This is a genomic window from Minwuia sp. (assembly GCF_048263705.1).
In the GTDB taxonomy this organism is placed as follows: Bacteria; Pseudomonadota; Alphaproteobacteria; order Minwuiales; family Minwuiaceae; genus Minwuia.
The window spans coordinates 150293-164336 of record NZ_JBLXDV010000010.1; the positions used below are offsets into that span (position 1 = coordinate 150293).

Genomic DNA, 14044 nt, shown 5'->3' on the forward strand with positions numbered 1-14044 from the left:
GCCCCCTTCATCACATGGTGAGAATGCATGTCTCTGGACAAGGAAACGGTCGCGCGCGTCGCCAAGCTGGCGCGGATCAGGGTCGAGGATGACCGGCTGGAAGCGCTGGGCGCGGAACTGAACCAGATCATCGGCTTCGTCGAGCAACTCGACGAGGTGGATACCGCCAATGTCGCGCCCATGACCTCGGTCGCGAAGCAGAAGCTGCGCTGGCGTCCCGACGTGGTGACCGACGGCGATCAGGCCGAACAGGTCACCGCCAACGCGCCCGAATCCGACATGAACTTCTTTGCCGTCCCCAAGGTGGTCGAATAATGAGCGATCTGACCGCACTGACCCTGGCCGAGGCCCGCGACGGGCTGAACCGGGGCGACTTCACCTCCGTCGAACTGACCGAGGCCTATATCGCCGCCGTCGAGGCCGCACGCCCGCTGAACGCCTTCATCTCGGAAACACCCGGGAAGGCGCGCGAGATGGCCAAGGCGTCCGACGCGCGCCGGGCGAAGGGCGATCTGGGGGCGATGGAAGGGCTGCCGATCGGCATGAAGGACCTGTTCTGCACCAGGGACGTGCTGACCACCGCCGGCAGCCACATCCTCGACGGCTTCAGGCCGCCCTATGAATCGACCATCAGCCAGAATCTCTGGGACGCGGGTGCGGTGATGCTGGGCAAGCTGAACATGGACGAGTTCGCCATGGGCTCGTCCAACGAGACCAGCTTCTACGGCACCGCGATCAACCCCTGGGCACCCGAGGGCGACAACCGCAAGTATGTGCCCGGCGGTTCGTCGGGCGGGTCGGCGTCGTCGGTGGCAGCGCATTGCGTCGTCGCGGCGACCGGCACGGACACCGGCGGGTCGATCCGCCAGCCCGCGGCCTTCACTGGAATCGTCGGTGTGAAACCGACCTATGGCCGGTGCAGCCGCTGGGGCACGGTGGCCTTCGCCTCGTCGCTGGATCAGGCCGGGCCGATGACGCGCACGGTGCGCGACGCGGCGATCATGCTGGGCGCGATGGCCGGGTTCGATCCGAAGGATTCAACCTCCGTCGACATGCCGGTGCCGAATTTCGAGGCCGCGCTGACCGGCGACATCCGGGGGCTGAAGATCGGCATCCCTGCCGAATACCGCATGGACGGCATGCCCGAGGAGATCGAGGCGCTCTGGCGGAAGGGCGAGGCGATGCTGAAGGACGCGGGGGCGGAGATCGTCCACATCAACCTGCCGCACACGAAATACGCGCTGCCCTGCTATTACATCGTCGCGCCCGCCGAGGCCTCGTCGAACCTGGCGCGCTATGACGGCATGCGCTTCGGCCTGCGCGTCAACGGCGAGGATCTGACTGACACCTACGAGCGCACCCGCGCCGAGGGCTTCGGCAACGAGGTTCAGCGCCGCGTGATGATCGGTACCTATGTGCTGTCGGCAGGCTATTACGACGCCTATTACCTGAAGGCGCAGAAGGTCCGGACGCTGATCCTGCAGGATTTCGAGCAGGCCTTCGAGAAGGTGGACGCCATCCTGACCCCGACCACGCCGAGCGCGGCGTTCGCCGAGGGCGACAAGGCCGGCGATCCGATCTCCATGTATCTGAACGACATCTTCACGGTGCCCGCATCCATGGCCGGACTGCCCGGCGCATCGGTGCCCGTCGGCCTGTCGAAAGGCGGGCTGCCGCTGGGGCTGCAGATCCTCAGCCCGGCCTTCGACGAGGAAACGCTGTTCCGTGTGGCCGGGGTGCTGGAAAGCGCCGCCGGCTTCGACGCAACCCCGAACAAGTGGTGGGTGAAATCATGATGATCCAGGGCGCCACGGGCGAATGGGAAATCGTGCTGGGTCTGGAAATCCATGCCCAGGTGACATCGAACGCCAAGCTGTTCTCAGGGGCCTCGACCGAATTCGGGGCCGTTCCGAACAGCCAGGTCAGCTTCGTCGACGGCGGCATGCCGGGCATGCTGCCAACCATCAACGAACGCTGCATCGAACAGGCCGTGAAGACCGGCATGGGCCTGAACGCCGAGATCAATCTCTGTTCGGTGTTCGACCGGAAGAACTATTTCTATCCCGATCTGCCGCAGGGCTATCAGATCAGCCAGTTCAAGCAGCCCATCGTCGGGCGCGGCCACGTGGATATCGATCTGTCGGACGGCACCACCAAACGGATCGGCGTGGAACGCCTGCATCTGGAGCAGGACGCAGGCAAGTCGCTCCATGACCAGCATCCGTCGATGTCCTATGTCGACCTGAACCGCTGCGGCGTGGCGCTGATGGAAATCGTTTCCGATCCGGACATGCGCTCGCCGGAAGAAGCCTCTGCCTATGTCGAGAAGGTGCAGCAGATTGTCGTCTATCTGGGCACCTGCAACGGCGTGATGGCCGAAGGCTCGCTGCGCGCGGACGTGAACGTGTCGGTGCGCAAGCCCGGCGATGACCTGGGTACGCGCTGCGAGATCAAGAACGTGAACTCCATGCGCTTCATCCGTCAGGCGATCGAATATGAAGCCCGCCGCCAGGTGGATATTCTGGAAGACGGCGGGTCGATCACGCAGGAAACCCGCCTGTTCGATCCCAACAAGGGTGTGACGCGCTCCATGCGCTCGAAGGAAGAGGCGCACGATTACCGGTACTTCCCCGATCCCGACCTGCTGCCGCTGGAGATGGAGGCCGAATGGGTCGAACAGATCCGCCGCAACCTGCCGGAACTGCCTGATGCCAAGAAGGCGCGGTTCATCGAGGAGTTCGGCCTGTCCGCCTATGACGCGAAGACCCTGACCAGCGACCGTGCGGCCGCCGACTATTACGAAGCGGTGGCGAAGGGACGCGATGCCAAGCTGGCCTCCAACTGGGTGACGACCGATCTGTTCGGGTTCCTGAACAAGGCGGGCCATGACATCGGCGACAGCCCGGTGAAGGCCGGGCAACTGGGACAGTTGATCGACCGGATCTCCGACAAGACCATCTCGGGCCGCATCGCCAAGGAAGTCTTCGAGATCATGTGCGAAACCGGGCAGGACCCGGACGCCATCATCGAGGAGAAGGGCCTGAAGCAGGTCACCGACACCGGCGCCATCGAGGCCTTCGCCGATCAGGTGATCGCCGAGAACCCCGACAAGGTCGCCGAGGTGCAGGGTGGCAAGGAAAAGCTGCTGGGTTGGTTCACCGGTCAGGTGATGAAGGCGTCGAAGGGAAAGGCCAACCCGCAGGCCGTCAACGAGATCCTGAAGGCGAAGATTCTGGGGTAGGAGGCAACGTCAGGCAGCGGTCTTTTCCGGGCCTGTTGTGGCGGCGATGCCGATATTCGATTTCCGGAACGTTCCAGCCATGTCATGCCAGACTGGGCACCGGGATCAAGTCCCGGTGCGGGTTTGTGCGGGTCTTGGCCGGGCTACCGCGCGGGCACGTCCAGGGTCAGACTGGTCCAGAAGCTTTCCCAGTCGACGGTGGCGCGATCCTCGGCGGCGATGGCGTGGACGGCGGCGAACAGCCAGCGGCCCTTGCGGTCGATGCTGACGGTGGCGCGGCCGTCGGGGCCTGACCGCACGGCCTGCACGCGCTCCGGGTGGCCCTTCACGAAGGTGCTGACCAGAATGCCGGGCATCGGCTTGCCCGCGTAGAGCACCTGCAGGGTCAGCAGATCGCCCGACCGCAGCACGAACGGGTTGGACACCGGCACCATCTCGAAGGTCAGGTTCGACGGTGCGGCGGCCCAGCGGCCTGCATCGATATTGTCGCCGGCCAGCACCCAGGTCTTCGGAAACCGCGTGTAGAACTCCTGGCCCGGCTGATCCATCAGACCGTTGGCCCTGCGATGGTCCAGAATGTGATCCAGTCCCTCGGTTTCCAGGTAGGTGTTGAAGGTCGGCGCGTCGATGGTGATGCGGTTGCCCTTGTTCTGGTAGGCGACGATGTACAGGCCGGGGCGGCCCGCCGGGCGCACGATGCCGCCTGGATCCGCCGCAAAGCCGGCACTGGCGTCTTCCGTCTTGCCGCCGGGACCGTAGACATCGAACCGAACGGCGGAATCGGGGATGTAGGGGATCGTGTCGCCCACGAAGTTCTGGCCTACGGCGATGGTGATGGGTATTTCTTCGTCGACCGAGGCGCGGCTCTTGGATGGCTCCAGCCAGAACTCATGCGCGTAGGCGGTGGACAGGGTCGCGGCGACGGCGAACAGAAGGCCGGTCAGTGACGTTTTCAGGAGTGCGATCATCATGTCAGCCTTTACGCTACGGAAGAGCATCTGGTTTGCTGCGGCCCTCGCCGCGATGCTGTGCAGCTTGCCCGCGACCGCGCACGAGATCAAACCTTCCGTGGTCGAGATCGTCTTCCAGCAGGACGGGCGTTTCCGCATCGACGCCGACGTGATTGCCGAAGCCATGCTGGCCGACATCGGGCCCGGCTATGCCGACACCGACGACAGCCCGCAGGCCGAGGTCTATGACCGGTACCGGGCCCTGTCGCCCGACGCATTCGCCGAGGCCTTCCGGCAGAATATCGACACGGTACTGGACGGCCTTGCCCTGCAGTTCGATGGCACGATTGTGCGGCCCGAGCTGATATCCATCGCGCCGCGCGCCGTCGGGAACGCGGAACTGACGCGGGTCAGCGACGTCGTGTTCGAAGGGTCGATACCGTCCGGTGCCGAACGTTTCACCTGGTCCTATCCGAGGGCCTATGGATCGATTGCGCTGAAGATGAAGCGCGAGGGCGATGCCGAGTTCCAGACCCACTGGCTGGCGGACGGGACCGATACGCGCTCGCTGCCGCTGGACGGGCTGGTGCCCGAGCGGTCCTCCGTCGAAGTGATCGTCGACTACATCCATGTCGGCTTCATCCACATCGTGCCCAAGGGGCTGGACCACATCCTGTTCGTGCTGGGGCTGTTCCTGCTGTCGCGCAACATGCGGCCCCTGCTGGTGCAGGTCACGACCTTCACCGTGGCCCATTCGATCACGCTGGCGCTGTCGCTCTACGGCGTGCTCGAACTGCCGGCCAGCATCGTGGAACCGCTGATCGCACTCTCGATTGCCTATGTCGCGATCGAGAATATCTTCATGTCGCGGCTCAGTCCGTGGCGGCCCTTTGTCGTCTTCGGCTTCGGTCTGCTGCACGGTCTGGGCTTCGCCGGTGTGCTGACCGACCTGGGGCTGCCGCGCGGCGAGTTCGTCGAGGCGCTGATCGGGTTCAACATCGGCGTCGAGGCCGGGCAGCTCGCGGTCATTCTAGCCGCGTTCCTCGCCGTCGGAATCTGGGGCATTCCGGAAAAGACCTACCGGCGGGTGGTTGTCATCCCGATCTCGCTGGTGATCGCGCTGATCGGACTGTACTGGACGTTCGAGCGCGTGGGCGTCATCTAGGCAACTCGCCGCAGAGCTCAGCTGTTCGTCTTCAGCGCCTCGATTTCCCGTTCCAGATCGGCGACGCGCTGCAGCAGCTTCTGATTGACCATCTGCAGCATCTCCTCGTCATGGCGCGGGGTAATGTGCTGGTGGCAGTTGATCTCCCAGGCCTTCAGGTCGAAGCGGATGACGCGCTCGACCTGGGCCCTGTAGTCCGGGTCGGAGAGGTGTCGCATCAGGGCTTTGTCGCCTTCGATGACTTCCGCCTCGACCCACAGCTTGACCCGCCGGCGGTTGGCGTAGTCCATCAGGAAGATCATCGCCTTCGGATTGTCGGCCAGATTGCCCAGGCTGACATATTGCCGGTTACCGGCGAAGTCGGCGATGGCCAGCGTGGTCGGATCCAGCACCTTCAGAAACCCGCGCGGGCCGCCGCGATGCTGGATATAGGGCTGGCCGTCGCTGCTGACCGTCGAGATGTAGAACGAGTCACGCGCGGCGATGAAGCTGGCCAGTTCTTCGTCCACCTCTGCGCGCCAGCCCTGATTGTCCTCCACGCGGGCATACTGGCGGCGGGAACCGCGCTGCGCCTGCGCCTGTTTCACCGTGGGCGAGAAGGACGGGTTTTCCTGAACTTTCAGCATGGGCGCGCTCCAACAGGGGTGATCTCCACCAGATAGTGCGGCAAACCCGTCAGTCGAACGAGAGGTCGCCCTTGTCCAGCGGCGCGAAGTAGGCATCGACGGCTGCCTGATCGACCTCTTCCAGCGTGCCGGGCTGCCATTTCGGCGTCTGGTCCTTGTCGATCACCGTCGCCCGGGTGCCTTCGTAGAAGTCGTGCCCGGCGATGATCCGGTTCACCATGCGCCATTCCATCTGCATGCAGTGGTAGAAGTCGCGCGACGCCCCCTCGCGTACCTGCCGCAGGGCGATCTTCGACGACGTGGGCGATTTGGAAAGGATGGTCTTCGCCTGTTTCGCTGCCCATTCGCCGCCGTCCGCCTGCAGGGCCGAGACGATCTCCTCGACGCTGCCGAGACTGAAGAACCGGTCGATCTCGTCGCGCGATTCAGCCAGGGCTGATGCGCCGGGATCTTCTGAAAACGCACCGATCACGGCTGTCGCATGGTCGAAATCGCGCACATCGGTTTCGGCCAGCTTCGCCGACAGCGCGTCCAGCTTGCCGGAGGGCACATGCACGTCCGCGACGCCCGCATAGACGCAGTCGGCGGCCTTCAGGCGCGCGCCGGTCAGCGCGAGATACTCGCCGACATGGCACGGACAGCGCGACAGGAAGAACGAGCCGCCGACATCCGGGAACAGGCCGATGCCGGTCTCGGGCATGGCGAACATCACCTTCTCGGTGGCGATCCGGTGGCTGCCGGGAATCGACACGCCACAGCCGCCGCCCATGACGATGCCGTCCAGCAGGCTGATGTAGGGCTTGGGATAGTAGTGGATCAGCGCGTTGGTGCGGTATTCGTCATGATAGAAGTCATACGGATACTGTCCGCCCGCGCGGCCTTCCTCGTACAGCTTCACGATATCGCCACCGGCGCAGAAGGCCTTCTCGCCCGCGCCGCGCACCAGCACGGCCTTCACGCTGTCGTCGTCCGCCCAGCCGTGCAGTTCGCCGTCCAGCGCCACGCACATCTCATGGGTCAGCGCGTTCAGCGCCTTCGGGCGGTTCAGCAGCACCGTTGCCAGCCCGCCCTCGCGTCCGAAGACGATCTCGTCGGATGTGTCGGTCATCTTGGCTCCTAATGCTCCGCATTGTTGTCTGTGCATCGCGGCGTTCTGCCCTTGTCCGACTCAAAGTCGAAATCCCGATAAAAGTCACCCCCGGCTTGACCGGGGGACCAGCTTTCCTGACCGGATACGAACGTCGACCGCTTGTTCATCTCTCAATTCCCGCATTCGATCGTGGCGGGAAACGATCAGCAGAACCGTATGGATCGGGGATCATCGGGCAAGCCTCTATCGCGGCCCCTCCTAATGAGAAACTCAAATCATGCCAATCGGGATTCACCTTTTCTATGGCTTCCAGTTTCCATGTTCTCTCCCATCTCTTGACGCTTTTTTCCCGGGCGATGGCACTCGCTGCGCCAGCGTGACCTTCGTACCAAACCAGATACTTGATGTGATGCTTTTCAGTGAAGGCGCTGCCTTTGCCCGACCGGTGCTGGGCGCACCTCTTCACGAGGTCGTTGGTCATCCCGGTGTACAGTGTTCCGTTTCTCTGATTGGTCAGGATGTAGATGAAATGGCTGTGCCGCATCGATGTGTTTTTTCCAAGAGGGAGGTGGTCTGAGTTGTGACCGCTGGATGCCCGCTCAAGGCGGGCATGACCAAAAAAGCTTCAATCGGCCAGCAGTTTGCGGCTGATCACGACGCGCATGATCTCGTTGGTGCCTTCCAGGATCTGATGCACCCGGCAGTCGCGCAGGTAGCGTTCGATCGGGTGATCCATCAGATAGCCGTAGCCGCCGTGCAGTTGCAGTGCATCGTTGCAGACCTCGAACCCGACATCGGTCGCAAAGCGCTTGGCCATGGCGCAGGCCTGCGTGCGGTCCGGTGCGCCGTCGTCCAGCTTCGCGGCCGCGCCCCGGATCATCATCCGGGCGGCTTCCAGCTCGGTCGCCATGTCGGCCAGCTTGAACTGCGTGTTCTGGAAATCGGCGATGCGCTGGCCGAACTGCTTGCGGTCCTTCACGTAATCGATGGTGCGTTCCAGGCAGGCGCGTGCGGCGCCGATGGAACAGGCCCCGATGTTGATCCGCCCGCCGTCCAGTCCGGCCATGGCGATCCTGAAGCCTTCGCCCTCAGCGCCGATGCGGTTGGCCACGGGCACGCGGCAGTCATCGAACAGCACCATCGCCGTGGGCTGACTGTTCCAGCCCATCTTCCGTTCCTGCGCGCCGAAGCTCAGCCCCGGCGTATCCTTCTCGACGGCGATGCAGGTGACGCCGCCCGGACCCTCGTCGCCGGTGCGGACCATGCAAACATAGACATCGGCCCGCCCGCCGCCCGAGATGAAGGCCTTCGATCCGTTGATCACATAGTGGTCGCCGTCGCGCACAGCCTTCGTCTTCAGGCTCGCGGCATCCGACCCCGAGCCCGGCTCGGTCAGGCAGTAGCTGGCGAAATGGTTCATCGTGCACAGGTCCGGCACGAAGCGCGCGCGGACCTCGTCATCGCCGAAGCGGTCGATCATCCAGGTCGCCATGTTGTGGATCGAGATATAGGCCGCCGTCGAGGTGCAGCCCGCCGCCAGTTCCTCGAAGATGATCGCGGCGTCCAGACGCGAAAGCGCCGAACCGCCGTGCGCCTCGGCCACATAGATGCCGGCGAAGCCGAGTTCCGCTGCCTGCCGCAGGGTATCGACGGGAAAGATCTTCTCGGCGTCCCACTGCGCGGCGTGGGGCACCATCTCGGCCTCGGCAAAGCTGCGCGCGGCGTCCTGAAAGGCAATCTGGTCTTCCGTCAATGCCATGTGATCCTCCCCAGGCCAGTCTGACCCTTCAGGAGATAGAAGAACCCGGATCGGCGGTCAACGTCGCGGCCCGAGGGCGTCTCATGGCATCGCGTTCTGCAGGACGATACGATAACCGTCCGGGTCCTCGAACGTTGCGCCGTTCTCCAGCCAGTAGGGATTGCCGGGCCGGACCTGCGCCACCCCGGATTCCGCGAGGCGGTTCACCATTCGCTGCCACTGGCTCCGATCCGGCATATAGAACACGATCTGGTTCTCCGGACCGGGCCGGGGCGGTTCGGGATCGGTGTGCTGGCGGGTGAAGGCAAGCTGGTAGTCCGCACCGGGAATGCTGACGATCAGGCCGTCGAAACCGTCCTTGTCCTCGAACCGGTAGACTTCGGTCAGGCCCAGAAGGCCGACATAGAAGCGATGCACGGCATCGATGTCCCGGGTCGGACGGACGACGCGCAGCGGTGTCGATGCGGAGATCATTGCCGCACCTTCGACGGCTCCAGCGCCGACAGCAGCGGATCGCTTCGTATCTCGCGGATCAGCTTCCGGGTCATGGCCGCCTCGAACGCCTCGTAATCATCGGCCACCTCCACGAAGGCGTTCTCGCCGCCGATCACGCGCTCCCGGTAGTAGCGGTCGATGTCCTTCTCCTGCGCCAGGATCGGCAGGCCGTTGATGGTGATGCCCTGGCCCAGGACCGCGGCGCGCACGGGCGCGACGGGCGGATTGTCGGTATTCTGTCCATCGCCCGAGACATCGATGACACGGCGTCCGGCGGGCCACGGCAGTTTCGCGAACATGCTGGCCGACACCATCAGGGCCCGGCCAACCGCCGTCGATCCGGCGTGGAAGAACCGCGGCGTGTTCTCGATCTCGTCGGCCAGTGCCTCGGCGCTCGCGACATCGGTCACCAGCCGCCACGGGAAGGCCTGCCGTGCCTGTTCCGGTCCCGACCACTGGACCATGGTGATCGCGACGGCCCCGGACGGCCCGCTCCGGACGGTGCGCAGGACCTCGGCGCTGCGCAGCGCCCTCGCGATGCCGGTCATCTGCAGCCCGAACTCGGTGTAGTTCACGGAAGACGAGGCATCGACCGCCAGCACGATGGCGACGTCGGCTGCCGTCTCGGCACGCAGAGGCGACGCCAGCGCGATCAGCAGACCCGTGACAACCGCCAGATGCCGCATCACCCGGCTTTCGGTTCCGCATCCAGCCGCACCACCTTGCCCTTCAGATCGTCGGACGGCGGGTCGTAACGGTCGAAGACCTTCGGGTCGTGGCCGGGGACAATCCATGCGGGGTTGTCCGACAGCCGCTTCATGGTGTCGAACGCGTCCAGCATCTCGCCCTGGTTCCAGACGATCACGAAGGGGCGGTCGGCCTCCATGTTCTCGTAGTAGTGGCTGGCGTCCGAAGCGAGTACGATCCAGCCGAGCCGCGTCCACACCCGCACGATCTGAAGCCCCGCCGTGTGGCCGCCGACCCAGTGCACCGACAGGCCCTCGTCCAGTTCGGCCTCACCGTCATGGAAGGTGACGCGGCCTTCGAACACGCGATAGACCAGATCGGCGATATGGTCGGCCGTATAGGCGTGATTGATCGCCGGACGGGTCATGTGGCGTCCCGTGGCGTAGGCCATCTCGTCATCCTGCAGGTGGAACCGGGCCTTCGGGAAATGTTCGTAGCCGCCGATGTGATCGTAATGCAGGTGGGTGATGATCACATCGTCGATGGCGTGGCTGTCGATGCCGATCAGGCCCAGACCGTCGCGCACGGTACGGACAAGCTTCCGGTTGCGCCGTTCGGCGTCCAGCACATCGAATCCCGTATCGACGATCCAGACCTTGTCCTCGCGCACCAGCGCCCAGATGAAATAGTCCATGTCCATGGGCGCGTCGTGCGGATCGCCGCCGATGAAGTGATCGCCGCGCCGGGCCTCGCGCTCGGCGTACTTGATGGCATAGACCTCGAAAGGCTTGGCGTCGGTCATTCATCTTCTCCCCGCAGAAACATCCGGGGGAAATGTGCGCTGAATAGGGCGATCCGTGCAAGCGCCCGGGCGGACCGGTCAGACCTCCAGCCGGTAGGCGTCGCCGTCCCGTTTCAGGTGGCCTGCCGTCGCGCCCGCGAAATGCGTGCCGATGATCAGCACCGGCGTGTCGGCGTATGCGTCGAACACGACCTCGCGCGTCTTCTGTGCCGCCTCGCGGTCGTAGTCGGCGGTACTGCACCAGTCGACGCGGGCCATCTGGCAGGGGTGGTGGACGAAATCGCCGGTGATCATGGCGCGTTCGCCTTCCGATTCGATCAGCACGCTGCAATGGCCGGGCGTGTGGCCGTGGGTCGGCAGCAGGCGGACTTCGGGGCAGATCTGATGTGTTGTATCCACGAAATCCACCAGCCCGGCGTCGAACACCGGCTGCACCGAATCGGCGAAGATCTGCTGCGATTCCTCGTCGGTGTCCTGATCGCGCCAGTAGTTGAATTCCGGCGTGGCCATCAGATAGCGGGCCTCGGCGAAGGTCGGGATCCACTTGCCGTCCACCAGCCGCGTGTTCCAGCCGACGTGATCGACGTGCAGATGGGTGCACATCACCGTATCGATGCTGTCGACCGGATAGCCGGCGGCGGCCATGTCCTCGATGAAGGGCAGGGCCAGATCGGTCCAGGCGGGGATCCGGCGCTTCTTGTCATTGCCGATGCAGGTGTCGACCACGATGCGCCGGTCGCCGGTGTCGATGACCAGCGCATGGATCGACATGATCAGCCGCCCGTCAGGCGTCATGAAGTGCGGCTGCATCCATTCGAACGGCAGGCAGGCTTCCTTCGTCGCATCCGGCAGGATGAACTTGGTGCCGCCGGGCACCTCCATCTCGACGATCTTGGTGACCTTGACCTTGCCGATCTGCCAGCTTTGCATTGTTCCCTCCCCGGAGATTGGATGACCGTGTGGCACGATCCTAGAGCATCTCCGTCCCGGAAGGGAATTGCCGGTCAGTCGAGGCAGCCAAGCTTCTCGTAGCGCGGCTTCAGCTCGGCGAAGCTCTTGGGCTTCCAGTCGGCGGCGTCGGCTTCCAGTTCGGCCCGTGCCTCCGGCGACAACCGCTCTTCCAGAACGCCCAGCGTGTGCAGGATGTAGCGGTCGATGGTGATGCTGGATGCTTCGCCGAACGTCTCCAGCGTGACCCGTCCCCAGAAATAGGCGGTGTCCGGGCGTCCGCCCCCCTCGGCATAGCGGTAGACGGTGCGCAACTGGGCCATCGCGTCGCCCTGCAGTGCGACCAGTTCCTCGCAGCGCGCGCCCGGATCGTCGGCGCGACCGGAGGCATAGAGACGCCGTGCCTTCAACGCCAGCGCGGGCGCATAGCCTGCCGCCGCGGCCTTCTTCAGCCGTGCCTCGGCGAAATTGGAATCAGGTTGACCCAGGACATGCTGCGCCGGGGCGTAGCCGGCATCCGCCGCGCCTTCCAGCATCCGGTTGATTTCCAGCGACATCTCCCGGCCCTCGCCGACCGGTTCGCCATAGTCCGCGATCACCAGCATGGCCCAGGGGGCGCCGCGTTCGACGTGCGGGCGAACCAGTGTGCGGGCGCGGGCGTATTCGCCCCGCTCGACGGCGGTCAGCACGGGTGTCGCGGCCTTGCGTTCCTGTGCATCCAGAAAGGGGTTCAGCCGGTCCAGCACGGGATGCCGGTTGCCGGCATGACTGATCGCGATCCAGAAGGACTGCAGCGGCTGACCCTCGAAGACGAACAGGCTGTCGCCGACCCGGCGCTCGACGCGATAGGCCCCGTAGCGCGGCCGCATCCAGCTTTCGATTCCGATCTCGCTGGCCCAGCCTTTCAGGGCGTCACGACGCGACAGCGTGTCGTTCAGCTTCAGGTCCGCCATTTCCGGTTCCAGCAAGGTGGCGATTTCCGTGAAGGCATACAGGCCGGGATCGGCTTTCGGCAGCAGCGGGATGTCGAAGCGAATCCCGATCAGGTCGTTCCCGCGCGCCAGCAGTCTTGCGGACATCGCGCCATCGGACCGGCCGCCCAGGGTGATGGTGCGATAGCCCTCCAGCCCGCTGGCCGCGTCTTCCACGATGCCGCCGTCGAACCCCGGCATTTTCGCCAGGCGGGCGGCGATCCCGTTGGCATCGCCATGCAGCGGCTCCGGAGAGAACGCCAGCGCGGGCAGACCCGACAGAACCAGCAGCAGGGCGGAAATCAGCAGACGCATCGGGAAACCTCAAGTCAGTCGAGCCACGGGCCGGGCGGCGAACCCGGACGGGCGGGCTCATGCGATCATCTCGCAGACCGCTATAGCCGCTCCGCCGTGTGCGCACCGCAATCGGCGTCACAGACCGGCAGTTTATGCCTGACCCGGCATGCTTGACCCGGCAACTTTCGCACCGTCGCCAAGGCGACGTATAATTTATCTATATTTTTCAATGAATTAATGAATCTGCGGTTCTGGCGCAGCACTTGCCATCTTCGGGGCACGGGCAAAACGCCCTGTTACATCATCTGAAAAACTCAGAACGGAGAAACCTCATGTTGTCAGTCAATACCAACTCGGGCGCGATGGTTGCCCTGCAGAACCTGAATTCCACCAACAAGCAGATGGAAGAGGTTCAGTCACGCATCAATACCGGCCTGAAGGTCGCCGGACCGAAGGACGATGGCTCCACGTTCGCCATTGCCCAGAACATCCGTGCGAACATTGCCGGTCTGGATGCGGTGAAGGACAGCATCGACCGTGGCGTTTCGGCAGCCGATACCGCAATCGCGGCCGGCCAGTCGATTTCCGATCTTCTCGTCGAAATGAAGGAGAAGGCGGTTGCCGCGACCGATGCCAGTCTGGCTACTGCGAGCCGCAATGCCCTGAATGCGGACTTTGCGGCGCTGCGTGACCAGATCAGCACCATCGTGAACAATGCCGAGTTTGACGGCGTGAACCTGATTGACGGTTCGGCATCCAGCATCTCGGTGCTGGCCAACGATTCGGGATCGACGATCACCGTGTCGGCGCAGCAGCTGTCAGCCAACACCGGTCTGGGTGTCGCGTCGGTGGATCTCACCACCGCGACGAACTCCACCGCCGCGCGTTCGGCTGTCGATGCCGCGATCGCGACCGCCAACTCGCGTCTGGCCTCTCTGGGCACGGACGCGAAGAGCCTCGAAATCCACAAGGATTTCGTGGGGCAGTTGCAGGATACCCTGACCACGGGGGTC

The 14044-nt window shown here is 64.2% G+C and carries 15 protein-coding genes; 5 read left to right on the forward strand and 10 right to left on the reverse strand.

From position 1 onward, the window contains the following. The first annotated feature begins 27 nt into the window (after window positions 1-27). Genes gatC through gatB form a run of 3 tightly spaced genes read left to right on the forward strand, consistent with a single transcriptional unit; the run spans window position 28 to window position 3241 of the window. Window positions 28-315, forward strand: coding sequence for an Asp-tRNA(Asn)/Glu-tRNA(Gln) amidotransferase subunit GatC (gene gatC, locus ACN0X7_RS15125; RefSeq protein WP_417518724.1), 288 nt, complete (start codon window positions 28-30; stop codon window positions 313-315). Beyond that, a complete protein-coding gene (gatA, locus tag ACN0X7_RS15130) occupies window positions 315-1796 on the forward strand; it encodes an Asp-tRNA(Asn)/Glu-tRNA(Gln) amidotransferase subunit GatA (protein WP_417518726.1) in 1482 nt (493 codons plus the stop codon). The genes gatC and gatA overlap by 1 nt, the downstream gene beginning before the upstream one ends. Continuing rightward, complete coding sequence (gatB, locus tag ACN0X7_RS15135) at window positions 1793-3241, forward strand: Asp-tRNA(Asn)/Glu-tRNA(Gln) amidotransferase subunit GatB (protein ID WP_417518728.1); 1449 nt, start codon at window positions 1793-1795, stop codon at window positions 3239-3241. Before gatA ends, gatB begins: the two co-directional genes overlap by 4 nt. Before the next feature lie 143 nt (window positions 3242-3384). Here gatB and ACN0X7_RS15140 read toward each other — a convergent pair whose 3' ends face one another. Then, window positions 3385-4212 carry a DUF4198 domain-containing protein gene (locus ACN0X7_RS15140; RefSeq protein ID WP_417518730.1) on the reverse strand — a complete coding sequence of 276 codons (828 nt, stop codon included), beginning with the start codon at window positions 4210-4212 and terminating at the stop codon, window positions 3385-3387. Here ACN0X7_RS15140 and ACN0X7_RS15145 point away from each other — a divergent pair. Further along, window positions 4211-5356, forward strand: a complete 1146-nt coding sequence (locus ACN0X7_RS15145; RefSeq protein WP_417518732.1) for a HupE/UreJ family protein — start codon at window positions 4211-4213, stop codon at window positions 5354-5356. The two genes, ACN0X7_RS15140 and ACN0X7_RS15145, sit on opposite strands and share 2 nt — an antisense overlap. Before the next feature lie 17 nt (window positions 5357-5373). Here ACN0X7_RS15145 and ACN0X7_RS15150 read toward each other — a convergent pair whose 3' ends face one another. The 9 genes from ACN0X7_RS15150 to ACN0X7_RS15190 form a co-directional block, all read right to left on the reverse strand. Continuing rightward, entirely contained in the window at window positions 5374-5982 is a 609-nt protein-coding gene (locus ACN0X7_RS15150) for a pyridoxamine 5'-phosphate oxidase family protein (protein ID WP_417518734.1), read from the reverse strand. A 49-nt stretch (window positions 5983-6031) separates the two neighbouring features. Then, window positions 6032-7090, reverse strand: a complete 1059-nt coding sequence (locus tag ACN0X7_RS15155; RefSeq protein ID WP_417518736.1) for an enoyl-CoA hydratase/isomerase family protein — start codon at window positions 7088-7090, stop codon at window positions 6032-6034. 145 nt (window positions 7091-7235) lie between these two features. Continuing rightward, the gene (locus ACN0X7_RS15160; protein ID WP_417518738.1) at window positions 7236-7616 is read right to left on the reverse strand and encodes a GIY-YIG nuclease family protein; all 381 of its coding nucleotides are present in this window, start codon (window positions 7614-7616) and stop codon (window positions 7236-7238) included. Window positions 7617-7697: 81 nt separating this feature from the next. Further along, window positions 7698-8831: an acyl-CoA dehydrogenase family protein gene (locus ACN0X7_RS15165; protein ID WP_417518740.1), complete on the reverse strand. Its 1134-nt coding sequence runs from the start codon at window positions 8829-8831 to the stop codon at window positions 7698-7700. An 81-nt stretch (window positions 8832-8912) separates the two neighbouring features. Beyond that, a complete protein-coding gene (locus ACN0X7_RS15170; RefSeq protein WP_417518742.1) occupies window positions 8913-9305 on the reverse strand; it encodes a VOC family protein in 393 nt (130 codons plus the stop codon). Then, a complete protein-coding gene (locus ACN0X7_RS15175; RefSeq protein ID WP_417518744.1) occupies window positions 9302-10012 on the reverse strand; it encodes a DUF1194 domain-containing protein in 711 nt (236 codons plus the stop codon). The genes ACN0X7_RS15170 and ACN0X7_RS15175 overlap by 4 nt, the downstream gene beginning before the upstream one ends. Further along, window positions 10012-10815 carry an N-acyl homoserine lactonase family protein gene (locus tag ACN0X7_RS15180; protein ID WP_417518746.1) on the reverse strand — a complete coding sequence of 268 codons (804 nt, stop codon included), beginning with the start codon at window positions 10813-10815 and terminating at the stop codon, window positions 10012-10014. The genes ACN0X7_RS15175 and ACN0X7_RS15180 overlap by 1 nt, the downstream gene beginning before the upstream one ends. Window positions 10816-10893: 78 nt before the next feature. Beyond that, window positions 10894-11745 carry an MBL fold metallo-hydrolase gene (locus ACN0X7_RS15185; protein ID WP_417518748.1) on the reverse strand — a complete coding sequence of 284 codons (852 nt, stop codon included), beginning with the start codon at window positions 11743-11745 and terminating at the stop codon, window positions 10894-10896. Window positions 11746-11819: 74 nt separating this feature from the next. Next, window positions 11820-13049: a hypothetical protein gene (locus tag ACN0X7_RS15190; protein WP_417518750.1), complete on the reverse strand. Its 1230-nt coding sequence runs from the start codon at window positions 13047-13049 to the stop codon at window positions 11820-11822. 314 nt (window positions 13050-13363) lie between these two features. Between ACN0X7_RS15190 and ACN0X7_RS15195 the strand changes: the two genes are divergently transcribed. After that, window positions 13364-14044, forward strand: a 681-nt coding sequence (locus tag ACN0X7_RS15195; RefSeq protein ID WP_417518752.1) for a flagellin, incomplete at its 3' end; no start/stop codon positions are given.